This is a genomic window from Hymenobacter norwichensis DSM 15439 (assembly GCF_000420705.1).
GTDB lineage: Bacteria > Bacteroidota > Bacteroidia > Cytophagales > Hymenobacteraceae > Hymenobacter > Hymenobacter norwichensis.
Genome location: NZ_ATVL01000006.1, coordinates 797827 through 821660, shown reverse-complemented (window position 1 = coordinate 821660; position 23834 = coordinate 797827). Strand labels below are relative to the sequence as shown.

The following is a 23834-nucleotide window of genomic DNA, read 5'->3' as shown; positions in this document are numbered from 1 at the left end:
TAGACGGCGCGGCCGTCCTTTCACAGTTTTTCAGCCATGAGCGTACTACTCGATTTTATTCAGCAGGAATCCCAGGAGCGCCGCGCCAGCTTCCCTAAGTTTGCTGCCGGCGACACCATCAATGTTCACGTAAAAATCCGTGAAGGCAACAAGGAGCGCGTGCAGCAGTTCCAGGGTGTTGTAATTCAGCGCAAAAACCCAAACTCCAACGGCGAAACTTTCACTGTTCGGAAGATTTCCAACCAAATTGGTACCGAGCGTATCTTCCCGCTCCTGTCGCCTAACATCGACAAAATCGAAGTAATTCGTCGTGGTAAAGTGCGTCGGGCTCGTTTGTTCTATCTGCGTGGTTTGTCGGGCAAAGCGGCTCGTATCAAAGAGCGTCGTTTGAACATCATTGAAAAAGTAACTGCATAAGCTTACTTAGCAGACAATCAATAAAAAGGCCGGCCCCCTCTACACAGAGGGGGCCGGCCTTTTTATTGATTGTCTGCTACTGTACTAGCTAGCATCTTCAGTAGTTGCGTTCTGTGGGTTTTGCACCTGCTTACCAGCTGCTGTCAGCGCCTCGCCTAGCTTAGTTACTCGCTCGGCAGTATTAGGATTTTCGGCAAAGATGGCCGCTTTCGTAGTGTTTTCGCCCAAACGGCTCAGCAATTGGCTTACTAGCTTATTATCGATAGAGCCGCCACCGAAATGCGCTTTCAGAGCTTGCAGATCCACTACAATTTGGTGTAGCTCGGGGTTGCTGGCATCTTTTACGTCTTCAATCCAGCGCTGCAAGGCGTTGTCGAGGCCGGCGCGCTCGGCTTCATCCTGTAAGCTGCCACTCAAAATTTTAGTGGTACCGTCGAGGTGGTTTTGGTGTTGGGTGTCGTCTTTGGGCTGTTTGTGGAAGGACATGGGGCAAGAAGTTGGGCTGCTAGAGCAGCATGAAAAAGAACTGTTTGTGCAAACGACGCGCGCTTACCAAAGGTTGTAGCGCGGCAATACGCTTTAGACCGTTACTTTCGTTTCTGTATCGTTCTGTTCCTTGTTGTTCTGCATGAAAAATTTTCTCGCCGGCCTTTGCCTGTTTGTGCTTCCCCTGGCAGCCTCGTCGCAGCCTACTGCTAAGCCGGTGGCGCCAGCTGCCTATTGGCAACAGCAAGTCAACTATTCGATTGACGTGACTCTAGATGACCAGCAGCACACACTCACGGGCCGCGAGGAACTGGTGTACACCAATAATTCGCCCTCTGCGCTACCGTTCATCTGGTTTCATTTGTGGCCCAACGCCTACCGCGACGATAATACTGCATTTGCTCGGCAGCAGCTCCGCAACGACAGCCGCAAATTCCACTTCGCCACTGATGAGCAGCGAGGCTTCATCGACCAGCTTGACTTCCAGGTTAATGGGCAGCCGGCCAAGCTAGAATACGACCCCGAAAGTCCCGATATGGCCAAGTTGGTACTACCTCAGCGGTTGGCGGCCGGGGCTAGCGTTACCATTACAACGCCGTTCCGGGTGAAAATACCGGATTCGTTTTCCCGTTTCGGTCACGTTGACCAGAGCTACCAGATAACCCAGTGGTACCCTAAGCCAGCCGTGTACGACCGGAAAGGTTGGCACCCAATGCCCTACCTCGACCAAGGAGAATTTTTCTCGGAGTTTGGCTCATTTGACGTTCGTATTACGCTGCCGGCCAACTACACGGTAGGTGCTACCGGCGTGCTGCAAAACCCCGAGGAACAAACCCGCCTCGACCAGCTAGCGGCGGCCACTGCCCTCAAGCAAACCGATGCCGACTTTGGCAATGACCTGAAGTTTCCCGTTTCGGCTACTGAAACAAAAACGCTACGCTATGTGCAAGATCGGGTACACGATTTTGCCTGGTTTGCCGACAAGCGTTTCAACGTGTTGAAAAGCGGCGTGACACTGCCCTCCGGCCGTCAGGTTGCCACCTGGGTGATGTTCACCAATAAGGAGGCTAAGAAGTGGCTGAAAGGCTTACAGGATGTAGATTCGGCGGTGGTGTACTACTCGCGCTGGGTAGGTGAATATCCATACAGCGCCGCAACGGCCGTTGACGGGGCACTAAGTGCCGGCTCGGGCATGGAATATCCTATGGTGACCGTCACGCAGCCTTCAGCTATTGTGCATGAGGTGGGTCACAACTGGTTTTACGGTATTCTGGCCACCAATGAGCGAGACTTTGGATGGATGGACGAAGGAGTGAACTCTTACGTGGAAAACCGGGTGGCGGAGCTGCACGGTGAAGGCGGCGGTATGCTGTCAGGGTTACCCATTAAAGGCGCTGTTGGCCGGGTTTTGGGCACCGATGGCCTCACGAATGCTGCTCTCAGCCAGATTCCATACCAGATAATGGCTAGCCGTGGCCTCGACCAGCCTGTGAACAACATTACCTCGGCTGACTATGGCAAAGCCAACTATGGCATCATCATGTATGGCAAAACGGCGTCATTGCTGAACTACCTGGCTGCCTATTTGGGGCAGGACAAGTTCGACGCGGCTATGCACACCTATTATGAGCGGTGGCAATTCCGGCATCCGTACCCCGAGGACATGCAGGCGGTGTTCGAGGAAACTGCCAGCCAAAAGCTAAACTGGTTTTTCGGTCCTATGCTCAATGGCACTAGCCACTATAATGCGGTAATAGCCAAGTCTAAAGTGGAAAAAGGGCAACGCAAAGTACTGGTTCGCAATGACTCGCCGGCCCCGTTTCCGTTTCCGGTAGCCACCCTCGACGCCCAGGGCAAAGTGTTGGAAACCAAGTGGACCCAGCCTTTCACCAGTACCGATGAAGATGACAGCGCCGTACTCTTGTTCAAGGAAGAAGGCGTAGCCGCCGTGGTAGCTGACCCTACCTACGTAACACCCCAACTCAACCGCCGAGACGACAAGCTTAAAACCGACGGGGCTTTCCGGGCACTGGAACCCATCAAACTTCGGCCGCTGGTTAGCCCGGAGCGTTGGGACCGAGCTGCCATTAATTGGCTCCCAGTGCTAGGTGCCAACACTTCTGACAAGTTTATGCTGGGCGCTGCGTTTTATAACAGCCCTCTGAACGTGAAAAAGTTCAGCTACTTGGCCATGCCTATGTACAGCTTCAACCGCAATGAGTTGAACGGCATTGGCATTTTGAACCTGAACATTCTGCCGATGCAGGTGACCCGCCGTGCTATCCTGGGTGTGCAAGTACAACGCTTCGAGCGGTACCGCAAGGTAGAACCCAGCCTCACTTTGCAGCTACCGCACTCTGCCTACGACCGGGCGCAGCACACCGTGAAGTTAGCCAACACTACCGTTTACGACCAGGATACACGCTTAACCGCCAGCATTCAGTCGTTGGAATACGGCCTGCGCATCAACAACGCTGTGCGCCGCTGGATAGGTCACGTTGAGTTCAACTATCTCACACCTAGCCTTTCCGAAGACAATTCCAGACTACAAGCTGGATTGGTACGCGCCGAAATCAACCACTTACGCTATTACTCTCCTAAGAAGACATTTTCGGTTCGGCTATTTGGGGGCAGCTTTTTGCAAGAATCGAAAACGGCGCCGTTTGAAATGGGTTTGAGCGGCAGCCCCGATTACCGCCGCCAAACCGTATTCTTGGACCGGCAGCAGATTTCGCCCAGCTTAGCTCGGCAGTACCATCAGTTTGATGAACGGGATGGCGCTTTTAAAGCCTTCATTCCTGTTGCCACCCGTGGATGGCTCACTACACTGAATTTGCAGGCCGATTTACCGGTTACTTCACTTGGAGTCTTTGCCGATTTCGGTGCCACGGAAAACAAGACGCAGGTGGTAGCCGACCGGAACGCACAACGCCTGTTTTACGATGCAGGGGTCAGCCTTCCCCTGTTCAAGAAAGTACTTAGCTTCTACTTCCCGGTGGCTGGTTCGCAGTATGGCAATGGGTTTCCGTCGAGCCGGAAGGATTTCACCGACCAGATTCGTTTCGTGTTACGCCTCAACCAGCTCAATCCATTCCGGCTGCTCGATGAGGAGCTAGCACAATAATTCACCCTACAGTTACCTATGCGAAGTTTCGTTGCCTTTGCATTAGGGCTGAGTGGTTGGTTGGTTGGCTGCCAGCAGCACTACGAGGACCTACCTACCTTTTCAACCGACCGTAAGCTGCTACAAGTGGTGGTAGAAATGCCCGCCGGCACCAACCACGCCCGCCGCTACGATATGACCACCCATACATTTGTACCAGTTCGGCGGGCGGGCCTAGAGTTGGTGGTGGAGTTTCTGCCGTGCCCCGGCAACCTGGGATTCGTGCCAGGTACCCAACTGGGCTTGGCAGCCCGGCCCTTAGCCGCCCTGGTGCTCACCGAGGCTCAGCCCGCGGGTACCGTGTTGGAAGTACTGCCCATCGGCCTGCTTACCCTCGACGACAATGGCGAGCTACAGCATCTGGTACTAGCCGTACCCGCCCGCCCCAGCCAGCAGATTCTCCCCGACGTAACTACCTGGCAGGATCTATTAACCCGCTACCCCGGAGCTCGCACCGTAATTCAGCAATGGGTTTTACATCAGGGACGGCCAGGCGAAATTCGTGTTGTAAGTTGGAAAAACGAAAAGGCCGCTGAGCAGCAGGTGAAAGCCGTCATGAACTAGCCCACAGTTTATTTTACAGAAGGTACTTACACAGAAAAAGCCGCTTCAATTGAAGCGGCTTTTTCTGCATTACCCTACTTATGCTCCCTACTTTATTGCTGCACTATTCAATCTTGTTCATCCGATCCTTCACAGCTTCCAGCGCTACGCGCATGTTCACAATGTCGGCGCGGGCGGCTTCCTGCTCTTTCAGGTTCATGTCCACCATGTTGTTGTACTGGAGCAGTTCGGCGGCATTCTGAGCCAACTGCTGCTGAATTTCCACCTTTTTGATCTTGTTCTTCTCGATGTCCTTCTTGATAGATTCCGACTTCTGGATTACAGCAATATGGTTGTTTTGCGTGGAAACCAGCGCTTTTTCGGCTTCTGCTACCTGCACAGCAAGGTCTTCGCGGTAGAGCATGCGAGCGAAATCCTTCAGGTATTTCTCGCTAGCTTTCCACTGAACGGGCGTAGCATCCTTGCTGAGGTAGGCGTTGCCCAAGTCAACGGACCACCAAACCGAAGTGCCGGTAGGCGTAGCATCCACCTTGCTGATTACGCGAACTGGCGTTTTCGAAATATCTTCGATAACAACACCATCCATCTGATAAACGCCTTTATCAGCTTTCACTTTGCCGCCAAACTGAGCATCAAGCTGCTTTTTCCACGATTCGTCTACCCGCTTGCTGTCTAGCTGAACCGTAACACGCTGGCCTTTGCGTGGAATACCTTTGATGGCCATATCCGTTTCATCAACGGGGGATTTTTGTGCGTAACCAGTTGCCGTCAGCACAAAGATCAACAGGGATAAGAGTACGCCTTTTTTCATGTGAGTAAAATAGTGAGTGAAACGCTAGTCTCGATTATGTCCGATTTTTCAATTTCTACTTTTCAAATTTAACTACTTGCAAAACATCTTAATACGCCCTTGGTTGATTTTTTTGAAGGAAATCATCTTTTATTAAATAGATTATATCACATACCGTTTAACTGACAAAAATACCATTTAACAAGATTTCATCAGTGCTCTTGTATCTTGTTTAATTACCAAAACCAAAACCCATAATCTAGAGTTGTACTCTCCTATGCCTGTAACTGTCTGCCGCAAAGAGCATTTTAACGCCGCGCATCGTCTTCATAACCCCGCTTGGAGTGATGAGCTAAACCAACGGGTGTTTGGAAAGTGTAACAACCCACACTATCACGGCCATAACTACGAGTTGATTGTGCGCCTGACGGGTGAAATCAACCCGGATACCGGTTACGTGTATGACATGAAGCTATTAAGTGACCTCATTAAACGTGAGATTCTCGATACCTTTGACCACCGGAACCTGAATCTGGACACCGAGGAGTTCCGCGAAGTGAACCCAACGGCCGAAAATATTTCGGTGGTTATCTGGAACCGGTTGCGCCAGCATTTGGATGCGCATCTGACCCTCTCGGTTACTTTGTATGAGACCGAGCGAAATTTTGTTGAATACCATGGATAACTCCGTGCCGACCTCAGCCCCTGAGGGCACCCTGCCCGTTGACACCCACCTATCGGCCGATTTGCGTACGCCCTTGCGGTCTGATGCTTTTGAGCTGACGGAAGACGAGAAGATAGCTGGCATCACGGAGCACTTCCGCGAAATAATGCAGCTGCTGGGCCTCGATTTGACCGACGACAGCCTAGCGGGTACACCGCGCCGAGTGGCGAAGATGTATGTGCAGGAGTGGTTTCGGGGCCTCTCGCCGGAGCACCGCCCCGAGGTACGCTTGTTTGATAACCGCTACCAGTATCAGCAAATGCTGGTGGAGCGCGACATCACACTGTTTTCTTGCTGCGAGCATCACTTCGTACCTATTATTGGGAAAGCCCACGTAGCGTATTTACCGGGCGAGCACGTGGTAGGGCTAAGCAAGCTGAACCGCGTGGTGCAGTACTATGCCCGCCGCCCGCAGGTGCAGGAACGCCTTACCCGGCAGATTGCTGAGGAATTGAAGCAGACCTTACATACCGATAATGTGGCCGTACTTATTGAAGCCGACCACCTTTGCGTGATGAGCCGCGGAGTAAACGACACCAGCAGTTCTACTATCACAGCCGAATACAGTGGGATATTCGAGCAGGACGCTGCCTTGCGGGCTGAGTTTCTGCGCATGATTGGCAAATAATGTTTTAAAAGAATATTTCTGAATATTCTGGTTTAAATGATAGGTTGCTGTCCTTTTCCAATTTAATGTTAAGCTAGCCGCGGTTTCACCAAGGCTACTACCTTCGCAACCCACATCAGCAACCCTTCCCATGTCCCGTAAAGTCCTCATCAGCGGTGGTACCGGCATGATTGGCACCCGTCTTGCCGAGATGCTTATTGATGCCGGCTACGAGGTAGCTCTACTCAGCCGCCAGCCCGGCACCGGCCGCTACCGTAGCTTCCGCTGGGACTTACGCGCCAGCACCATCGACGAAGCCGCCGTACCCTACGCCGATTACATAATCAATCTGGCGGGCTCCAGCGTATCAGAGGGCAAATGGACGGAGGAGCGCAAGCGCGAAATCCTGACCAGCCGGTTGGGAGGCACAGCGCTACTAGCACGCGAACTAGCCAAGCCAGGGCACCATGTGCGCGCTTTCATCTCGGCTTCGGCTATTGGGATTTACGGCGACAGTGGTGACCAAGTAGTAAACGAGGAAACACCAGCTGCTTCGGCCACCGATTTTCTGGTGGAGGTGTCGCAGAAGTGGGAAGCCGCTGCGCATGATGTGGAGAAGCTGGACATCCGCACCATAATAACTCGTATTGGTATTGTGCTCAGTCCCGAAGGTGGCGCGCTGGTGCCATTGGCGCGCACCGTGAAGATGATGGCGGGCGCCCCGCTCGGCACCGGCAAGCAATATATGTCTTGGATTCACCTCGACGATTTGTGCCGCTTGCTGATTCAGATGCTGGAGGAACCGCAGTGGCAAGGCACTTATAATGCCGTGTCGCCACACCCGGTTACCAATAAGGAGTTCACCGAAACCCTAGCCAGCGTGCTGCACCGCCCGTTGGTACTGCCCAAGGTACCGGAGTTTGCCTTGAACCTCATGATGGGCGAAATGAGTGAGATTGTGCTAGCCAGCCAACGGGTAAGCGCCGAAAAGGTGCTGCGCCAGGGCTTCACATTCGAGTACCCGCACTTAAAACCCGCACTGGAATCGTTCTACGAGGAAGAGTAGCCAGAACCCATGCGGACACTACTGCGGGTACCTTTGGTTTTGCTGTTGCTCCTGCTGGCCTACCTGAATTACCGGCTGTACTACCACCCTAGTTTCACGTTGGTTGGTGGCCGCGCCGTCAATCAGGATTTGCTGCAACACGCACGCTTTCTGAAAACCCGCCTGCACCAAGGGGCAGCCGAGGAAATGCAACAGATCTACCCAGAAGGCTTCGTGTACCTCAATGCACTTTACGGCCTGACTTGGGTGGAGCTAGCAGCCGGCGCACCCGACACTACGGCCGTATACCAGGAGGCACTAACGGAAGTTTCCTGGGCAGTGCACGCCATCAATTCGCCAACGGGCCGCTCCACCTTTGAGCAAGACCTGCCAATACCGTACGGCGCCTATTATACTGGCTGGTCAACCTACCTGCTGGGCCGCTATTTAGCCGTGCAGCCCGCCGCCCGCCGCGACACCGCCGATGTAAGACAGTTCGAGCAAGGCTGCGCCTCCATAGCCCAGGGTATAACCCAGAGTGCCACCCCCTACCCTGAATCTTACTCCGATGCGGCCTGGCCCGCCGATGGGGTGGTGTGTCTGGCGGCTCTCGCTACGCATGACCGGGTGCTACTCTCACGTTATCAACCAGCCATCCGGCAGTGGCTGGCCCGCGTTGATACGCATCTTGATTCGCTGGGCCTGATTCCGCACAAGACCGACGCGCAAACCGGCGTGGTAGTACAGGCCGCCATGGGGGCTTCGCAGAGTCAGATACTCAATTTTCTGTTTGAAGTGGATTCCGCTTACGCGCGCCAACACTTCATACGATACCGCCACCATTTCCTGACTTCCCGCTTCGGCTTGCCAGGCATGCGCGAATCGGCGCAAGAAGCGCCCAACGCCGAGCACATCGACTCGGGACCGGTGTTGCTGGATGTAGGCGGAGCAGCATCCATTGTAGGCCGGCGGGTGATGCAGCGCTACGGCGATTATACTACCACTATTGGGCTACGCAACAGCATAGAAGCCTTTGGTATTCCGCTTACTCTTGGTGGGCAGAAGCGCTACCTCTTCGGTCAGCTTCCCATTGCAGATGCTTTTATTGCTTGGAGCAATTCGCTAGAGGTGAATCAAGCTATGGAAAGCTCAGTTTCCTGGCGCCTCCGATTTCAGGGGCTTTCGGCGCTGGTGGCTGCTGGTCTGCTGCTGATATTATTTGTGTTGCGCCGCCAGCCAAATCGTTAGCTGATGCAACGATAGCCTAAGTGTGGGGCTCATAGTTACATGAAAAAGACGCTACTCCTACTATCTGCTACTGCCCTGCTCTCCTCTGCTACCTGTTGCCGGGAGGACGACATCGATACTCCTAGCCCCGAACAAGCCGCCGCCTGTTCGTTGGTGCCCGATGCGGGCATGTGCCTTGCGGCTATACCCCGCTACTACTTCGACCCAAAAGAGAAGAAGTGCAAGCAATTTACTTGGGGTGGCTGCGCCGGGGTGGTGCCGTTCGTTACGCTGAAAGAGTGCGAAGACTGCGGCTGCAAATAGCGGCAGCATCTACAAACTATCGGGTACGGCTACCGCGCCGCTGTTAATTTGCTCCAGCAGGTTATCCGCCACAATAGAATCAACTGGTTCTACCCGGCGGCGGCGCGGCTGCTCAGATACGCACTGGTATTTGCGCGAAATCTTGCCGGGATACTTCGGAAACGGCCCCATGGTGATACCCAGGTCGGTGTCTTCGTACACTTTCTCCATGTACTTGCCGAAGATGGGTAGCGCCGTGCGGCCACCTTCTCCTTGCTGGGAGCCCTGGAAGTGGATGCTCCGGTCTTCGCCGCCCACCCACACACCGGTTACTAAATCCTTGGTGACGCCCATATACCAACCGTCGGAATAGTTGGAGGTGGTGCCGGTTTTGCCGCCAATCTGGTTGTCTTTTTTCCACAGCTCGTATTCCCACAGGGCCTGCGAGGTACCGCCGGGCTCGTCCATGCCGCCGCGCAGCATGTAAAGCATCAGCCACGCCGTTTCGGGCGCAATGGCACGGCGCTGCTTGGGGTCGAACTGCTTGATGACGTTGCCGTTGCGGTCTTCAATGCGCGTCACAATCATAGGCTCCGACTGAAAACCCTGGTTGACGAAGGTGCTGTAGGCATTCACCATTTCGTACACGCTCACGTCGCCGCCCGAGCCGAGGCCGATGCTGGGCACCGACAGCAACGGGCTCTTGATGCCGACTTTATGCGCGTACTTAGCTACGTTCTCCCAGCCGACCCGCTCCGTGAGCTGGGCCGTTACCGAGTTTACGGAACGGGCCATGGCTTGGCGCAAGGTCATGTTGATACCGGTGTACTCGCGGGTCACGTTATCAGGCTTCCACTCCATGTCCTTGCCGTTCTCCACGTAGTTGATGGTCACCCGCTCGTCGCGAATACGGTCGCAGGGCGCGTAGCCGTTATCGATGGCGGTGAGGTAAACGAAGGGCTTGAACGTGGAGCCGGCCTGGCGCTTGCCTTGCTTCACGTGGTCGTACTGGAAGAAGCGGTAGTTGAGCCCACCTACCCAAGCCTTGATCTGGCCGGTGAAGGGGTCCATAGTCATCATGCCGGCGTGCAGGAAGTGCTTGTAGTACGCCAGCGAATCGAGCGGCGAGAGTAGCAGTGTGGTGTCGCCGTCCCCTTTCCAGGTGAATACCTTGGTAGGACGCTTGCGGTGCAGCACCGAATCGAGCAGGGCCGGCTGGCCTTTGTAGCGGGCCGCCAGCTCTTTGTACTGCTCGATGCGCTTCATCTGGGTTTCAATGAAGTTCGGAATTTCATTGCCGTCCTCGTCCACCCACGGGTTTTTGTCCCGGTTTTTCCAGAACCTATCGAACTGCTGTTGCAGCCGTTTCATGCGGTCCTGCACCGATTCCTCGGCGTATTGCTGCATCCGTGAGTCGATAGTGGTATAGATGCGCAGCCCGTCGCGGTACATATCGTAGCCGTTCTTTTCGCACCAGTTATTCACGAACTGGCTCACGGCGCCCCGGAAATACGTCGGCGGGCCATCAATGTGCTGCTCGAACTGATACTTAAGCTGGATGGGCGTTTGCTGGAGCGCGGCCACTTCGGCGACCGGCAGCACGCCCGCCTGACCCATACGCGCAAGGACCAAGTTGCGGCGCTTGCGGGATGCCTCCGGGTGAAAGCGCGGATTGTAGGCGGTAGGGTTGTTGAGCATGCCCACCAGCGTGGCAGCCTGCTCGGCAGTAAGGCTATCAGGGGATGTGCTGAAGAAGGTTTTGGCGGCTACTTTGATACCGTAAGCCTTCGAGCCGTACTCCACCGTGTTGAAATACATCCGTAGAATTTCCTCTTTGGTATAGCGCCGCTCCAGCTCCACGGCGGTCAGCCACTCCTTGGTTTTGCTGATGAGCGTGCTCACACCCGGAATGTAGCCGAGGCCGCCGCGGGTTTCGCCCCGGCGGGTTTTGTAGAGGTTTTTGGCTAGCTGCTGGGTGATGGTGGAACCGCCGCCGCTGGGGTTGCCGCTCAACACGCCACCTACGGCGCGGGCCAGAGCCGTCAGGTCGATGCCGGAGTGCTCGTAGAAGCGCACGTCTTCGGTAGCAACCAGCGCCTTGATTAGCAGCGGCGACATTTTATTGAGGGACACCGGTACCCGGTTTTCGCGGAAGTACTTGCCCAACAGTACGCCATCGGCCGTGTAGATTTCCGAAGGCTGCTCCACCTTAGGGTCTTCCAGTTCTTCCAGACTCGGCGACTTGCCGAACAGGAACATGAAGTTCATGCTCACCAGAATCGGGTAGAGCAGAAAGGTGCCTACGCCGAGCACGAAAAGGGCCCAAATGGCACGTGCCGCACGGTTCGACCACGGCCGGCGTGGCTTGGGTGTAGGGTTTGTCTTCGGCAGTCTTGGAACGGACATTCAGAGCAGATTGGGCAACAACTTCCTGGGGTGGCAGGTCAAGAAGTGGTAAATATACCAGTTAGGCGCGGGCTGGCCTGCCGTTTTTGTTGGTTTGCCTTCTGCGTAGCAACTCGTTGGTAGCACACATCGATGGTTCGCGTAGAGTTGCGTAGAGGAAAAGCGCAGTGTTAGGCAGTGTTCCACCGTTTCCAGTGCCTGAAATTTCACCAGCCAGGCCGCGTTACAGCCACACTATCAACCCAAACAATAGCAGCAACAGCATCCCAACTGACAGGCCCGTGGCACCCAACGCAGCCATGTACCACAGCAGCCGCCAGCCCGCATGCCCCACTCCTGCCGCCACTCGCCACAGCCACACCACGCCCAGCGGCGGCAGCACCACCACGCACAATCTCACTATCCAGTAGGCCAATCTGGCCGCGGCAGGCGTGTGCGGAAAAACTTCATTTTCGAGGCGGATGCTGAGTAGCGCCCCTACCAGCGCGCCTAGCACCCACCACAACGACGTAGGCAATGCCCGCAACGCACGGGCCGCAAAAAGCTGGAGCTGGCTCATACGATTAGCACCTTGAAAAAACGATAAGACAAAGCGGCCACCAGAAATTGCACCTTACCTAACACCGCCGGCACCGTCCACCACAACGTCACTAAACAAGAGCACTAAGGCTACCATCAATGTGAGAGATGCTAGGTGAAACAGCACGCTCAGCACAAGCACAAAGCTGCGCTTGAATTCTTCTTGCTTGTCGAGGCGGGGGCTTTTCCACATCGGCCGGGTCACCCACCAGAGCACGGCTCCATTGCTTAGCGGCAAGGCCACTTTCAGCCAATTGAACAGGCTATTGACTCCGTAAGTATCAAGCTGCGGCCAGAAGTACGGCACCATCCACCACACCCACAGCACGGCGCACACGGCCACCAGCACGCTCAGTGCCCGACCCGGCGAAGAAGCAGGCCGGGGCTGGTAGCCAGATTTAAGCGGGTATTCCTTCACGATTTGCATTGAGAAAATTGATTAATGAAGTCTACTTTACTGTTTGGTTGTGCTGAGCAAGGCGAGTTCGTCAACGCTGCCAGCCGGTTTCCAACAGCCACCCCAGCGCCACGCCCACGGTGTAGCAAAGCAAGTCGCGCCACAGGAAGCCGTGGCCCAGCACCAAGCTACCCGGCAGCGTAGCGCGCAGGCTGTTCAGCCACGGCGTTTGGTAGAGTTGGCTGGTTTCGATGAGGAAGCAGAAGCCCAGCGCCACAGCAGCTACCCAGTTGGTGGTTTTACCCACGAACACCAGCCCGAGCAGCCAGAAAACTAGCAAGGCCCACAGCGTGTCGCCGGCGTAGGTGACCAGGAAACCGGGCAACTCCAGCTCCGGCCGACGAGAAGCCAGCCCAGCCAGCATAGTGAGTAACGCCAGGGCCACGTACCACACTCGGCGACGGAGCGTATCGGGTGGACTGCTGCCGGTCACTGTTGCGCTGACATTTCTGCTTTTTGGCCGCTGTACACGGCTTCGGCAAAACCGGCCAAACTGAGTACCAACCCTAGAGTGTAGCCCCAGCTGAGCCATTGGGCGTACTCATGCATTTCCGCATGCATCTCCGCGGATTGAAACAGCAGTATGCACAGCAGTTCGTGCACGGCGCTGAGGGACCATAGAACCACGGTCCGGCGGTAGGTACTGGCTCCGCGGGTTAGCTGCCAACGCAGGCAATAAAGAATCAGACCGGGAACAGGCAAGCCGAAAAACAACAAAGCAAAAAGCAGCATAATATTTATACCCAGGATAGTAAGTGTATCCTTAAGCTGTTGCGCAACGGCCAGCCAGCGGCCGAGCCTACTGCTTGCCAGTGGTGCGGACGGAGTGAGTTGAGCTTCCATAGCGAAGAAAATATCAACGACCAGCCAATAGCTCAGCCCCCTGCGGCGACCAAAGCATCATCAGGAAAAATACCGCACCCAACAGCAGCAACAGGAGTAGGCAGCTGGCTGGCAGGACGCCCGTCAGTAGGCGTTGGCGGCGGGAAATGGGGTTGTCGGCGTGGTCTTGCCAAGACAGTAGGAAAGCCAGCGCTGCTACGTCGCCGACGCATACCAGCAGGGCCAAGACGGTTAAAGCGAATTGAAGGAGCATATCTTCGATAAATGAATGAGCGACCAGGCAAATGGTTGAGGCAGCAGGCTATTTCGTTGGTCTGGAGGCTCGTTCGTTCAGCTCCTTATCTGCCTGCCAGTCGGCGTAGGTGTAGCTGGGCCAGTGGCGGGCGGCTTGCAGGGCCTTGAACTCTTGGAGGCGCTGCTGAAGCCGTTGGGTAGCAGCGGCCGGTTCCAGCTTTTCCCAAGTACCACTGTAGCTTTCGTGCACGAGGTGGCGCTGCGTGAGCACCGCTTGGTGGGCAGCCAATTCCGGTAGCACCCGGTCGGGCATGTCTAGCAAGAAGCCGTAATCGAGGGTAGGCAACTCAGGGCGCAGGTTGTAGCGCACAATCCAGATTTCCCAGTTGCCGCAAGCCAGACCCACCAGCAGCACGTAAGCCGCCAGCGCATTGAGGCGCACCAGCGAGAAGGCCGAGCGGCGCTGCCAGATTTTGAGCAGCACCGTAGCCAGCCCAAAAAACGTGAGCAACAGGAAGCCATACACCCCAATGCGCTTGTAAGCCAAACCTGTATTGACGATGTAGTAGTAGTTGCGCAGCCCTACCGACACGGCCAGCACTGCGTTTTGCAGCACCCACACCGTGGCCAGCCCGCGTAGTACTGGCAGCCCGCGCTGGTAGAAATTCAGGTTGCGGCGGAAAAACCACAGCACAATCCCCATAGCTACCAAAATGCTCAAGATGAGCACATAAGTACCTTCGTGCACAAATTGCGTGAGGTCGAAGTTGGGCGCGGGCTTGAACCCAAACCAGATCCAGTTGATGTCGATGACGTTGACGACCAGCAGCAGCACGTTCACCAAAACCAGCAAACTGAGCGCCACCAGGTATTCCTTGCGCAAATCGAGGGCTCGGAAGTTCTGCAGGCGAAAATCGGGGCGGCGCACGGCAAAGGAGGCCACCCGGTCGCGCTGCCGCGTGATAAACTCGCCGAAGCGTGATTCCCGGTCGGTGAAGTAGTGCACCGGCACCAGTACCAGCGCGGCCCCGGTGGTAGCCAGTCCCAGCAGAAAAAACAGCAGATGCGGCACCGACAGGTTTTCAAATAGGGCTTCTATCCATTCCCCTACTATCGCCAGCGCCCGGCTGGTGAGTTGGCTGTACACGGGATTGGCAATCATAAACAGCACGTGGAACACAGCTAGCGCCAGCAACGGTACGCCCAGCAGCCGGCCATAAAACCAGGCCCGACCTACCCGGCCGCCTACATTGTCGGGCAGGCGCACTAGGCTTACCAAGCCCGGCATCATCTGCCACGCGCTACCAATAGCCGTGAATAGCGCATTGCTGACCAGCTTCAGGTGGGGTTGATTGAGGTAACCGAGCCACACCGCCAGCGAGGCTACGCACGCCAGCAGCGCCGCCCCCGAACCATACCAGGCCACCATGGCAGCGCTGAGCACGGTGCCCGCCAGCGTCAGACGGAAGTAGCCAGAGCGCCACTGCGGCGCGTGCCGGGGCAGCTGGGTCAGTACCACGCCCACCACAAACACGGTGTAAATCAGCATATTCAGGGCGGCCCGCTCATGCCAGAACAGCAAATCGAACAGAATGGCACCAACCGGCAGCGCCACTTTTTGCAGCGTGCTCAGCGTGAGTTGCGGCGTCGGCGCGTCGGTAGGGGCATAGCGGGAGCCGGCCACGGGGATAGAATGGTTCATGTTGTCAGCAGGAATTATTAGTTCTGATATTTTAAAAGAACTTTGTATTTCAAAGCCAAAAGTCAAAAAAATAGAGTTTACCCTCGCAGCAGTTTTTCCAAAGCCGCCAAATGGTCTTGAAAAGCCTGTTTTCCATCTTTGGAAGCCGTGTAAGTAGTGTTCGGCTTTTTGCCCACAAACTGCTTGCTCACCTCCACATACCCCGCTTTTTCCAGAGCCGCCACGTGGCTGGCTAGGTTGCCATCGGTCAGGTCGAGGGCCTCTTTCAGGTCAGTAAAGCTCACGCCGTCGTTGGCCATGAGCACGGCCATCACGCCCAGCCGCACCCGGTGGTCGAAAGCTTTATTGAGCGTGTGGATGAGGTGTTTCAAGTAAGGAGCTAGGAGTTAGAAGACAGGGCTAAGAGGTTAAAGGAAGAGAGTAGAATGTGAAGATTGGAAAGCAAAGCCGGAAATTTTTAATATTGGGCACCACTCCTCCTAATTTCTGGCTCTAGCTTCTTCCCTGCTAACTTCTTTCATACCGGTTGTACATCAGCAGGCCGTAGCCGATGTGGCCCAACCCGAAACCGAGCGCAAAGAACAACAATCCAGCCCCAGGCAACAAAATAGTTAGCAATCCGAGGGCTATCTGGGTGAGGCCCAGCCACCGAATTTCGTCGAGAGTGTACTTGCTGGCGTTCAGCAAGGCCAAACCGTAGAACAGCAGCAGCCCTGGCACCACTAGGCTCACGGCCCCGCGCAGAAACAGCGCAATACAAAACAACCCACCCGCTACCAGCGGAATCATAAGGCTAAGGGCCAGCCGCCGCCCCAAGGTGCTCCACAAGGGCTGGCCGGCTTTGCGGGCACGACGGAACGTAAAGAAAGCCGCCACAGCCAGCGCCGCTGTAATCATACCGCACGCTAGTAGCAGTAAATACGGCAGCACCAAAGTTCGCTCCGACTCGGTGCTTTCCAGTAGCCGCAGAAACCCCTGGGTTCCGTATTCGCGCTTCAGGTACAAGTGCCCTACTCCCGAGCCCACTAGCGCCACCACCCCGGCCCCGACGCCCGAGAGGCCGCTAAGTGAAATGAAGCGCGAGGAGCGCTCCATAATGGCGCGAATCTCGGTGAGTTGAGCTAAGGGGTCGACGGCAGGCTTTGTCATATCTAAAAGCACTTTGTATTGCAAAGCACGGTAAATAGCTTCTCCTTTGCAAGAGGCAGGGCTAACTATTTTCTATAGAATATGATTTCCGACAATTGGCCCAACGACATATGTGGTTTTCGTGGCTGTGGGGAATGTATGTAGTATGGGCGATGGGCTTACTTGCCACAGCAGGAGTCGCTATCTTATCTGTATCACATGGTCGTCCAATACATAATTTGACTGTCTCAACAATAGTATACAGCTTGCTGATTGGCTTCGTGGGAACTATGGTTTGCTTGGGATTGCCAGCACTACCAGGAGTTCTTGTGCGACGCACGATAATGCAAGGGATGTTCACGGCTACTACTTTAAGAAGCGGCCTGATTCTGCGCACAGTAGCAGTGTTCGAAGCCTCAATAGCTGTCTTTATACCTTTATACTACTGTATTTGCCGCTATTATTTGCAATCGGCTCCAAAGTCGATTCTGGAATGACTACAGCACAGCTAGTGGCCTTTACAGCCCTATTATTTATTTGTCTGAGTTTGCCGTGGCTCTTGCCCTCGGTAACGGCGGCGTGGTGGCTGAGACGGCGCTTATTTCCGCGCTGAATCAAAGCGGGATGGTTTGGAGTATTCCTCGCTCAAATTGGAATACCTTTTTTCCCAAACAAGTACATTCCAATGGAATCCTAGGGGTTTTTGTGGTTCGTAGATACCCTCGTTCAGCTTCCAGCACCAGTGAGGTTTCGTGGTGTCGCCCTGAACAGTCTTTCTCTCCACCATCTATTGCTTACCGTAATGCCAGCTTCTTCTACCTCTATCCAATCTACTATCACCCGCACAATGCTACTATGGTTGCTCAGCAACCTGGGCGGCACCTTGCTATTGGGCATGGGATTCGCCTTAACTCACCAGCTCAACGACAGCACCATTGCCATAGCTGCGGGTTTGCTGGCGGCACTTATTACGTTGCCGCTGGTGCCGCTGGCCCTGCCTTTCTTCGCGCTGGTTACTCGCTTTTGCCCCGCTTGCTCCCGCCGCTCAATGGCTCTGCTCGGCGTGACGCTGTTCTTTCTGGCGGCCAACGAACTGCTGCACCTGCTACTCCCCTTTGCTACTTTCTGGGGTTTGCTGGAAATGTCGATACCCTACTTGGCGGCGGGCCTGCTTGTTGTTTCTTGGCTCTACAGCTCTGGCGGCAAAACTTCCACGGCTGCTCTGTGGCCCAGAAAGCAAAACAACCGCATGCTGTTGAGCTAGTGCCTCGCCACGAGTCTGCCTGATAACCACTACAGGTCGGTTGCGCGTAGGTAGCAAAGTGAAATTCCGCCTTCAGTTATTCGAGTTCGAGGATCTGCCTTGGTTTCCGCGCGTTATCCGGGCGGGCATGATGGACTACCTACGCTTCATGATTTCTTTGCTGGGCACCTACCAGCCCATTGTGCCGCTGCTACGCACGGCCATGCAGCGCACTAATACGCTTCAGCTTTTAGAGTTGTGCGCCGGGTCGGGAGGCGGCACGGAGGGCATCTTACAGCGCTTGCGGGCAACCGGCCTACCCGATACGCACATCACGCTCACCGACCTGTATCCGCAGCCGGCGGCCTGGCAACTGTTGGCGGCGCGCACGCCCGGCCTGACCTACACAGCGGCCCCGGTTGATGCTACGGCCGTACCGCCGGCGCTAACTGGGTTTCGCACGGTATTTTCGGCCTTCCACCACTTCCCGCCTGCCGCTGCCGAGGCGCTATTGGCTGATGCGGTACGGCAACAAGCTGGTATTGGAGTGTTTGAAGGAGCCGGCAAGCACTGGCTGGAAATTGCCCTGGCCTGGACGGTGCTGCCGGTGGCGCAGTTGCTGTTCACGCCTTTCATGCGCCCCTTCCGGTTGAGCCGGCTGCTGTTCACTTACCTTGTTCCGCTGATTCCGCTGTTTACCATCTGGGACGGCACCGTGTCCATCCTGCGGATGTACCCTCCGGAACAGTTGCTTGATTTAGCCCGCCGCGCCGACCCTACCGGCCGCTTTGCGTGGCAAGCTGGTAAAGTGCGCCATTGGTGGGGCCCCGAAGTAACCTACCTGATTGGGACACCGAAAAATGTAGCGTAAGCTTTAGCTTGCACCGTGAGCCTCTGGCCGCAGGCTGTGTTGCCTGGGGGCCGCCCCTACCGAAGCTATGCTACATTCTTACCGCCGCGCCTTACTCCTGCTGCGCATCCCGTTTTCCATTTACCTAATGCCAGTGTTCTGGTTTGGCCTGAGCGCATTGCGAGAGCCAATCAGCATAGGACGCGCCGTAGCGGTATTTGTGGTGCTGCACCTGCTAGCCTACCCGGCTTCCAACGGCTACAACTCCTACTACGACCGGGACGAAGGCAGCATTGGGGGCTTGAAGCAGCCACCCAAGGTATCCAAGGAATTGCTGTATCTGGTGTATCTGTTTGATGCGCTGGCCGTCCTAGGTGGTGTGCTCCTGAACCCGCTGTTTGGGCTGCTGGTGGCGGTGTACCTGCTGGTCTCGAAGGCGTATAGCTACGAAGGCATCCGGCTCAAGAAGTATCCGCTGGTGAGTACGGCTGTAGTGGTAGTGTTTCAGGGAGCCTTCACCTTTTTGATGACCCAGGTAGGCATGGGCGCTACTCAGGGCACCTTGCTGGAGCCGACTAACCTACTCCTGGCCTTTGTGAGCAGCTTGTTTTTGTGTGGCTCATACCCGCTTACCCAAGTGTATCAGCACCAAGAAGATGCCCGCCGCGGCGACCAAACGCTAAGCTTGCTGCTGGGTATTCGGGGCACATTTATTTTCGCGGCCATCGGTTTGCTGACTGGCGCGGCGGTGCTAGCATACACACTCTGGCTGCGTGACGAAATTCGACACCTTCTTATCTTTTTGGTGGCTACCGGCCCCGTGGTGGCGCTATTTGGGCGCTGGGTGTATGCTGTGTGGCGCAACCCCGCCGCTGCCGACTTCGAGCACACCATGCGCATGAATCAGGTGTCGTCGTTGTGCATGAGTGCCGCGTTCATTCTGATGTTACTTTGGTAGCTGATTTATGCGCTACCACCGTAGCCAAGCTAATTACAGTCAACTGAACAGTATAGCTGCTTTTGCGTATTGCAGACCCGTACCATCCTGTATTGTGTTATGCGTCGCATTTTTCTGCTTCCGCTGCTTGCTTTCGCGGCGGCCTGCTCCACTCCCGATACCCGCCAAGCAACTACCACCACTTCCACAGCTGATACAGTTGCCCAAGTGGAGCCCCTGGATACCACCCGCGCCAGCGCCACCAGCGCCCAGTCCGACACGCTGAAAACGGTAACCAAACGGCACGTTTTCTCTAATCCGGGGGCACCCGACGTGTTTAAGCTGGAAATGCGCGGCAAGGATATTCTGACCGGTAAGGCTACTTTTACAGTGACGGATGCCAGCGGGCAGGTGGTTTTTCGCGAGATGCTGGCCGCCGAGGACCTAGAAGCGGCTATGGTGTATGAGATGAAAACGCCAACCGCCACCGCGGCCGAGCGCGAAGCCTACGTGCGCCGTCGCATGGACGAGTTTTTTGCCGATAAAAACTTCCAGAAGCCAGCCCTCACCGCCAAAGCCACCTACCCCACCGACAACTCCATTCCGCGTGTCGCCTGGGATGACTTACTGAAGCGCCCCGATGCTGTTAGCTTCAGCTACCTAGTCGGAAAAGAAGACCGCCGCCGTATTGCCTGGTCGCCGGGCGCCAAGCAAGTAGTGCATCTACCAGGTTTCGGTAGCTAGCTGTTATTCCGTTCAGCAACATATAACAAGCCAAAGGCCTTCATTCCTCGACAAGCTTGGAATGAAGGCCTTTATTGGATCCTGTTCAAACAACTAATAGAAGCCGGATTCCTCCTTTGGTTGGAATGGAAGCCTAATGGCCTTGCTCCAGAGCCTGACGTAGGCCATTGGCAAACGCTTCATAGGGTTGGTAACCGCGGGCCAGCACGTAGCCTTGGCTACCTATCCGTAGCACACTGGTTGGGAAACCTTGAACACCGATCTTAGCTACTGCCGCAAACTCTTGGCGCGTGGCAGTAGCCGTTTCCGGCTGCGTAAGCCGATGCAGAAATTCGGCAGCATCTACGCCGTGGGCGGTTGCCAGCGGCACATAGGTTTTAGGCTCGTTCAAATCGGCTCCGTCGTGGAAGTGCGCGTGTTGCACCGCATGGGCGAAACTGGCCACCTGCGCCTGATTGAGCTGCCGAAATGCGTTGATGGCCCAGCTCGGCGGCTCAGAGTCCTGCACGTAGCTGCCTTCCTCGCCCAAAGCCCAAAACGCCGCCCCAAATCGCACGCCCGTTGTTTGGGCTACCTGTTGCAACGCGTTGCTGATGTGGTGCCAGTCTTCGCCAATCGGACCTACCTGCTCGCCGGTTATCATTCCCCCGCATAGCACCGATACATCTAGCTGATCAGCAAATTCTTGCTGCACGCGCTGGATAACTAAGCTCATGCCGTAACACCAGCCGCACAGCGGGTCGAAGATGTAGAGTAGCTCGGGCCGGTCGGTGGTGGAAGGCGTTGGTTGCGTCATTGCAAATAATCAGTAAATGAAAACGTCATGCAAAGCTTTTAAAGGCTTTGCATGACGTTCAACATATTCATTATACAACGGGTTTAGCCGTTCATCGACACCAGGAATTCCAGGTTGTCTTTGGTGCCTTTCATGCGGTCTTTCAAGAACTCCATAGCTTCCGAAGGCGTCATGTCGGCCATAAACTTGCGCAGTACCCAGATGCGGCTTAGCTCGTCTTTGCTCATCAGCAAATCTTCGCGGCGGGTACCAGAAGCCGGTACGTCAATGGCTGGGAAGATGCGCTTGTTGGCCAGTTTGCGGTCCAGCTGCAATTCCATGTTGCCGGTGCCTTTAAATTCCTCGAAGATAACCTCGTCCATTTTGGAGCCAGTTTCGATGAGGGCCGTGGCAATGATGGTGAGCGAACCGCCGTCTTCCACGTTACGAGCCGCTCCAAAGAAGCGCTTGGGCTTGTGCAGTGCATTAGCGTCCACACCACCCGATAGGATTTTGCCGGAAGCAGGCTGCACGGCGTTGTAAGCACGCGCCAAACGAGTAATTGAGTCCAGCAGAATCACTACGTCGTGGCCGCATTCCACAAGGCGCTTGGCCTTATCCAACGCAATGCTCGTGATTTTCACGTGGCGGTCAGGCGTTTCGTCGAAGGTGGAACTGAGCACCTCGGCTTTCACCGAGCGGGTCATGTCCGTTACTTCCTCGGGCCGCTCATCGATGAGCAGAATCATCAGGTACACCTCGGGGTGATTTTCGGAAATGGCGTTGGCTATTTCCTGCAACAGCACCGTTTTACCGGTTTTCGGTTGCGCCACAATTAGGCCGCGCTGGCCTTTGCCAATAGGAGCAAACAAGTCCAGAATGCGGGTGCTGTAGAGCGCCGATTTGGTGGTGAGCTTCAACCGTTCCTCGGGGAACAGCGGCGTGAGGCTAGTGAACGGCACCCGGTCGCGGGCTTCTTCCATTGCCCGGCCGTTGATGCTGTCCACGCCAACCAGCGCGTAGTATTTTTCGCCTTCGCGCGGGGGCCGGATGGTGCATTTCACCGTGTCGCCGGCTTTCAGCGAGAATTGCTTCACCTGCGCCGGCGCCACATAAATGTCGTCGGGCGAGGCCATGTAGTTGTAGAACGGGCTGCGCAGGAAGCCGTAGCCGCCATCAGGCATCATTTCCAGCGTGCCTTCCCCAGGAATCGTGATATCGAAATCGTTGCGGGGACGCTGCTGCTGCTGGTTGTTGCCATCGGGGCGAGGCTCGCGTGCTTGGCCATTGGCTTCCTGGCGCTGCTGCCGCTGCAATTCGCGGGCGGCATACCGGTCTTCGCGGCGCTGCTCCCGGTCGGGGCGGCCTTGCGAATCGCGGGGCAGGCGGTTTTGGTCGCGCTGGTCAGTACGGGGCTGGTCGCCGGTGCGGGGTTCGTTGCGGAAGTCGCGCATGTCCCGAACTCCATCCGTGGCGCGGCCGTCATTGGTGCGGGCTACATCGGAAGTAGGTGCGGGCCGCGCTTCGCGGGTTTGGTCGGTGCGTAGGTCGCGGGGCTGGTTCGAATCCCGGTCGGAACGGAATTCCCGCTCCCGCGGCTGGTCCCGCGGGGTGCGCGGCGTGGTGCCGTTTTGCTCGGGTCGGAAAATACGAGGGGCCGGAGTGGTTACGGGTGCTACCTCGGCAGTTGGAGCGGCCTCAGTGGTGGCTGGCGTTGCAGTTTCAGGAGTGACTTCAGCGGCAGCTGGCGGCAAAAATGGAGCACGCTCCACAGCCGTTTCCAGCGGAGTATCGGTGCTGGCTGGGGCCGAATCCACTTCAAAAGGCAATTCGGGCGTGGGGCGGTTATTGCGGTTGTTGGTTTCGCGCGTACGGCGCTCCGGACGCTGAAAAACCTTCACTGGGCGCTCGGCAGAAGCCGGCGCGGCATTTTCAGTAGGAGCCGTGGTTTCGGTGGGCGCTACGGCAGCTTCGGCAACAGCAGGTGCCTCCGGAGTGGTAGGAGCCACAACTGCTTCTGGGGTAGCAGGAGCAACTACGTCACTTGGTGCGTCAACGGTAGCAGCGGCCGTTGCGGCGGCCGCTTTCGTGCGGCCGGCATTGGGGGTACGGGCTGGGGCAGCAGCGCGCGAAGTGGCCGTGCGGGTGGCAGCGGCCGCGCGGGCGGGCGCGGAAGCCCGAGCAGCAACGATGGGACGAGCGGATGCCTCATCGGGAGCGGCCGGGGCTGCTACCTCGCCCACTTCCGCCACGGCTACATCAGAAAAAGGCTGTTCGGGGCGCGCCTTACCTGCTGGCTGAATCTTAGGGGGTAGCTTGTCGGCGGGAATAAGGGCCTGCTGATCGAGAATCTTATATATCAGATCCTGCTTGCTAAGTTTCTTAAAGTTACCGACGTTGAGTTCTTCCGCCACTTCCTTCAGGTCGGAAAGCAGACGGTCCTTCAACTCTTCAATAGTGTACATAGAGGCAATGAGGGGGAGGGAAAAATCAAAAGCAGAAGCACAACCAACAGCGGTACATTGCCCATATGCGGGCTATACCTAGGAGCCGCAAAAGCGGCAGACAGTACAGGTATTCAGGACAGAACTGAGGGGAGTGGTAACGGGA

The 23834-nt window shown here is 56.0% G+C and carries 24 protein-coding genes and 1 pseudogene; 12 read left to right on the top strand and 13 right to left on the bottom strand.

Annotated elements, in window-relative coordinates:
• Positions 1-36 precede the first annotated feature (36 nt).
• A complete protein-coding gene (gene rplS, locus G536_RS0104660; protein WP_022822421.1) occupies positions 37-417 on the top strand; it encodes a 50S ribosomal protein L19 in 381 nt (126 codons plus the stop codon).
• An 84-nt stretch (positions 418-501) separates the two neighbouring features.
• Here the strand turns inward: rplS and G536_RS0104655 are convergent, their stop codons facing one another.
• Positions 502-903, bottom strand: a complete 402-nt coding sequence (locus G536_RS0104655; protein ID WP_022822420.1) for a hypothetical protein — start codon at positions 901-903, stop codon at positions 502-504.
• Positions 904-1045: 142 nt separating this feature from the next.
• Between G536_RS0104655 and G536_RS30335 the strand changes: the two genes are divergently transcribed.
• Together G536_RS30335 and G536_RS26255 are read left to right on the top strand one after the other, a co-directional pair.
• A complete protein-coding gene (locus G536_RS30335) occupies positions 1046-4027 on the top strand; it encodes a M1 family metallopeptidase (RefSeq protein WP_051166839.1) in 2982 nt (993 codons plus the stop codon).
• Positions 4028-4045: 18 nt separating this feature from the next.
• Positions 4046-4630, top strand: coding sequence for an inorganic diphosphatase (locus G536_RS26255; protein WP_071837655.1), 585 nt, complete (start codon positions 4046-4048; stop codon positions 4628-4630).
• 103 nt (positions 4631-4733) lie between these two features.
• Here the strand turns inward: G536_RS26255 and G536_RS0104640 are convergent, their stop codons facing one another.
• Positions 4734-5441 (bottom strand): hypothetical protein, encoded by a 708-nt coding sequence (locus G536_RS0104640; RefSeq protein WP_022822417.1) that lies wholly within the window; start codon positions 5439-5441, stop codon positions 4734-4736.
• Positions 5442-5697: 256 nt separating this feature from the next.
• Between G536_RS0104640 and G536_RS0104635 the strand changes: the two genes are divergently transcribed.
• The 5 genes from G536_RS0104635 to G536_RS0104615 all read left to right on the top strand — a co-directional run bounded on the left by G536_RS0104635 (position 5698) and on the right by G536_RS0104615 (position 9347).
• Positions 5698-6105, top strand: a complete 408-nt coding sequence (locus tag G536_RS0104635; protein ID WP_022822416.1) for a 6-pyruvoyl trahydropterin synthase family protein — start codon at positions 5698-5700, stop codon at positions 6103-6105.
• Positions 6098-6772 (top strand): GTP cyclohydrolase I FolE, encoded by a 675-nt coding sequence (gene folE / locus G536_RS0104630; protein ID WP_022822415.1) that lies wholly within the window; start codon positions 6098-6100, stop codon positions 6770-6772. The genes G536_RS0104635 and folE overlap by 8 nt, the downstream gene beginning before the upstream one ends.
• 130 nt (positions 6773-6902) lie before the next feature.
• Positions 6903-7817: a TIGR01777 family oxidoreductase gene (locus G536_RS0104625; RefSeq protein ID WP_022822414.1), complete on the top strand. Its 915-nt coding sequence runs from the start codon at positions 6903-6905 to the stop codon at positions 7815-7817.
• A 9-nt stretch (positions 7818-7826) separates the two neighbouring features.
• The gene (locus G536_RS0104620) at positions 7827-9044 is read left to right on the top strand and encodes a hypothetical protein (protein ID WP_022822413.1); all 1218 of its coding nucleotides are present in this window, start codon (positions 7827-7829) and stop codon (positions 9042-9044) included.
• 39 nt (positions 9045-9083) lie between these two features.
• Positions 9084-9347 (top strand): BPTI/Kunitz domain-containing protein, encoded by a 264-nt coding sequence (locus tag G536_RS0104615; protein WP_022822412.1) that lies wholly within the window; start codon positions 9084-9086, stop codon positions 9345-9347.
• 9 nt (positions 9348-9356) lie between these two features.
• Here G536_RS0104615 and G536_RS0104610 read toward each other — a convergent pair whose 3' ends face one another.
• The 9 genes and pseudogenes from G536_RS0104610 to G536_RS0104570 form a co-directional block, all read right to left on the bottom strand.
• Positions 9357-11732 carry a transglycosylase domain-containing protein gene (locus tag G536_RS0104610; protein WP_022822411.1) on the bottom strand — a complete coding sequence of 792 codons (2376 nt, stop codon included), beginning with the start codon at positions 11730-11732 and terminating at the stop codon, positions 9357-9359.
• A 223-nt stretch (positions 11733-11955) separates the two neighbouring features.
• Entirely contained in the window at positions 11956-12291 is a 336-nt protein-coding gene (locus G536_RS0104605) for a hypothetical protein (protein ID WP_022822410.1), read from the bottom strand.
• Positions 12292-12345: 54 nt separating this feature from the next.
• A complete protein-coding gene (locus tag G536_RS0104600; protein WP_022822409.1) occupies positions 12346-12738 on the bottom strand; it encodes a hypothetical protein in 393 nt (130 codons plus the stop codon).
• A gap of 61 nt (positions 12739-12799) precedes the next feature.
• The gene (locus tag G536_RS0104595; RefSeq protein WP_022822408.1) at positions 12800-13201 is read right to left on the bottom strand and encodes a ribosomal maturation YjgA family protein; all 402 of its coding nucleotides are present in this window, start codon (positions 13199-13201) and stop codon (positions 12800-12802) included.
• Positions 13198-13611: a hypothetical protein gene (locus G536_RS32035; protein ID WP_157530406.1), complete on the bottom strand. Its 414-nt coding sequence runs from the start codon at positions 13609-13611 to the stop codon at positions 13198-13200. The genes G536_RS0104595 and G536_RS32035 overlap by 4 nt, the downstream gene beginning before the upstream one ends.
• Positions 13612-13624: 13 nt before the next feature.
• Positions 13625-13864, bottom strand: coding sequence for a hypothetical protein (locus G536_RS0104585; RefSeq protein WP_022822406.1), 240 nt, complete (start codon positions 13862-13864; stop codon positions 13625-13627).
• A gap of 279 nt (positions 13865-14143) precedes the next feature.
• A pseudogene (locus tag G536_RS0104580) lies at positions 14144-15274 on the bottom strand (DUF4153 domain-containing protein); the annotation flags it as partial.
• A gap of 350 nt (positions 15275-15624) precedes the next feature.
• Complete coding sequence (locus G536_RS0104575) at positions 15625-15918, bottom strand: winged helix-turn-helix domain-containing protein (protein ID WP_022822404.1); 294 nt, start codon at positions 15916-15918, stop codon at positions 15625-15627.
• A gap of 136 nt (positions 15919-16054) precedes the next feature.
• Positions 16055-16696: a hypothetical protein gene (locus G536_RS0104570; protein ID WP_022822403.1), complete on the bottom strand. Its 642-nt coding sequence runs from the start codon at positions 16694-16696 to the stop codon at positions 16055-16057.
• Positions 16697-17477: 781 nt separating this feature from the next.
• Between G536_RS0104570 and G536_RS0104565 the strand changes: the two genes are divergently transcribed.
• The 4 genes from G536_RS0104565 to G536_RS0104550 all read left to right on the top strand — a co-directional run bounded on the left by G536_RS0104565 (position 17478) and on the right by G536_RS0104550 (position 20449).
• Complete coding sequence (locus G536_RS0104565) at positions 17478-17939, top strand: hypothetical protein (RefSeq protein ID WP_157530404.1); 462 nt, start codon at positions 17478-17480, stop codon at positions 17937-17939.
• Between the two features lie 58 nt (positions 17940-17997).
• Positions 17998-18789 carry a class I SAM-dependent methyltransferase gene (locus G536_RS0104560; protein WP_033369643.1) on the top strand — a complete coding sequence of 264 codons (792 nt, stop codon included), beginning with the start codon at positions 17998-18000 and terminating at the stop codon, positions 18787-18789.
• Between the two features lie 67 nt (positions 18790-18856).
• Positions 18857-19726, top strand: coding sequence for a UbiA family prenyltransferase (locus G536_RS0104555; protein WP_022822400.1), 870 nt, complete (start codon positions 18857-18859; stop codon positions 19724-19726).
• 99 nt (positions 19727-19825) lie between these two features.
• Positions 19826-20449, top strand: coding sequence for a hypothetical protein (locus G536_RS0104550; protein ID WP_022822399.1), 624 nt, complete (start codon positions 19826-19828; stop codon positions 20447-20449).
• Between the two features lie 133 nt (positions 20450-20582).
• Here G536_RS0104550 and G536_RS26250 read toward each other — a convergent pair whose 3' ends face one another.
• Entirely contained in the window at positions 20583-21245 is a 663-nt protein-coding gene (locus tag G536_RS26250; RefSeq protein ID WP_022822398.1) for a DsbA family protein, read from the bottom strand.
• An 83-nt stretch (positions 21246-21328) separates the two neighbouring features.
• Positions 21329-23689, bottom strand: coding sequence for a transcription termination factor Rho (gene rho, locus G536_RS31330; protein ID WP_022822397.1), 2361 nt, complete (start codon positions 23687-23689; stop codon positions 21329-21331).
• Positions 23690-23834 lie beyond the last annotated feature (145 nt).

Coding starts and splice junctions, on each gene's coding strand:
- G536_RS0104655 (WP_022822420.1), bottom strand. CDS start 903: ATGTCCTTCCACAAACAGCCCAAAGACGACACCCAACACCAAAACCAC.
- rho (WP_022822397.1), bottom strand. CDS start 23,689: ATGTACACTATTGAAGAGTTGAAGGACCGTCTGCTTTCCGACCTGAAG.
- G536_RS0104620 (WP_022822413.1), top strand. CDS start 7,827: ATGCGGACACTACTGCGGGTACCTTTGGTTTTGCTGTTGCTCCTGCTG.
- G536_RS0104600 (WP_022822409.1), bottom strand. CDS start 12,738: ATGCAAATCGTGAAGGAATACCCGCTTAAATCTGGCTACCAGCCCCGG.
- G536_RS0104605 (WP_022822410.1), bottom strand. CDS start 12,291: ATGAGCCAGCTCCAGCTTTTTGCGGCCCGTGCGTTGCGGGCATTGCCT.
- G536_RS0104610 (WP_022822411.1), bottom strand. CDS start 11,732: ATGTCCGTTCCAAGACTGCCGAAGACAAACCCTACACCCAAGCCACGC.
- G536_RS0104640 (WP_022822417.1), bottom strand. CDS start 5,441: ATGAAAAAAGGCGTACTCTTATCCCTGTTGATCTTTGTGCTGACGGCA.
- G536_RS0104615 (WP_022822412.1), top strand. CDS start 9,084: ATGAAAAAGACGCTACTCCTACTATCTGCTACTGCCCTGCTCTCCTCT.
- G536_RS0104625 (WP_022822414.1), top strand. CDS start 6,903: ATGTCCCGTAAAGTCCTCATCAGCGGTGGTACCGGCATGATTGGCACC.
- G536_RS0104570 (WP_022822403.1), bottom strand. CDS start 16,696: ATGACAAAGCCTGCCGTCGACCCCTTAGCTCAACTCACCGAGATTCGC.
- folE (WP_022822415.1), top strand. CDS start 6,098: ATGGATAACTCCGTGCCGACCTCAGCCCCTGAGGGCACCCTGCCCGTT.
- G536_RS0104555 (WP_022822400.1), top strand. CDS start 18,857: ATGCTACATTCTTACCGCCGCGCCTTACTCCTGCTGCGCATCCCGTTT.
- G536_RS32035 (WP_157530406.1), bottom strand. CDS start 13,611: ATGGAAGCTCAACTCACTCCGTCCGCACCACTGGCAAGCAGTAGGCTC.
- G536_RS0104565 (WP_157530404.1), top strand. CDS start 17,478: ATGCCAGCTTCTTCTACCTCTATCCAATCTACTATCACCCGCACAATG.
- G536_RS30335 (WP_051166839.1), top strand. CDS start 1,046: ATGAAAAATTTTCTCGCCGGCCTTTGCCTGTTTGTGCTTCCCCTGGCA.
- G536_RS0104635 (WP_022822416.1), top strand. CDS start 5,698: ATGCCTGTAACTGTCTGCCGCAAAGAGCATTTTAACGCCGCGCATCGT.
- G536_RS0104585 (WP_022822406.1), bottom strand. CDS start 13,864: ATGCTCCTTCAATTCGCTTTAACCGTCTTGGCCCTGCTGGTATGCGTC.
- G536_RS26250 (WP_022822398.1), bottom strand. CDS start 21,245: ATGACGCAACCAACGCCTTCCACCACCGACCGGCCCGAGCTACTCTAC.
- G536_RS0104550 (WP_022822399.1), top strand. CDS start 19,826: ATGCGTCGCATTTTTCTGCTTCCGCTGCTTGCTTTCGCGGCGGCCTGC.
- G536_RS26255 (WP_071837655.1), top strand. CDS start 4,046: ATGCGAAGTTTCGTTGCCTTTGCATTAGGGCTGAGTGGTTGGTTGGTT.
- rplS (WP_022822421.1), top strand. CDS start 37: ATGAGCGTACTACTCGATTTTATTCAGCAGGAATCCCAGGAGCGCCGC.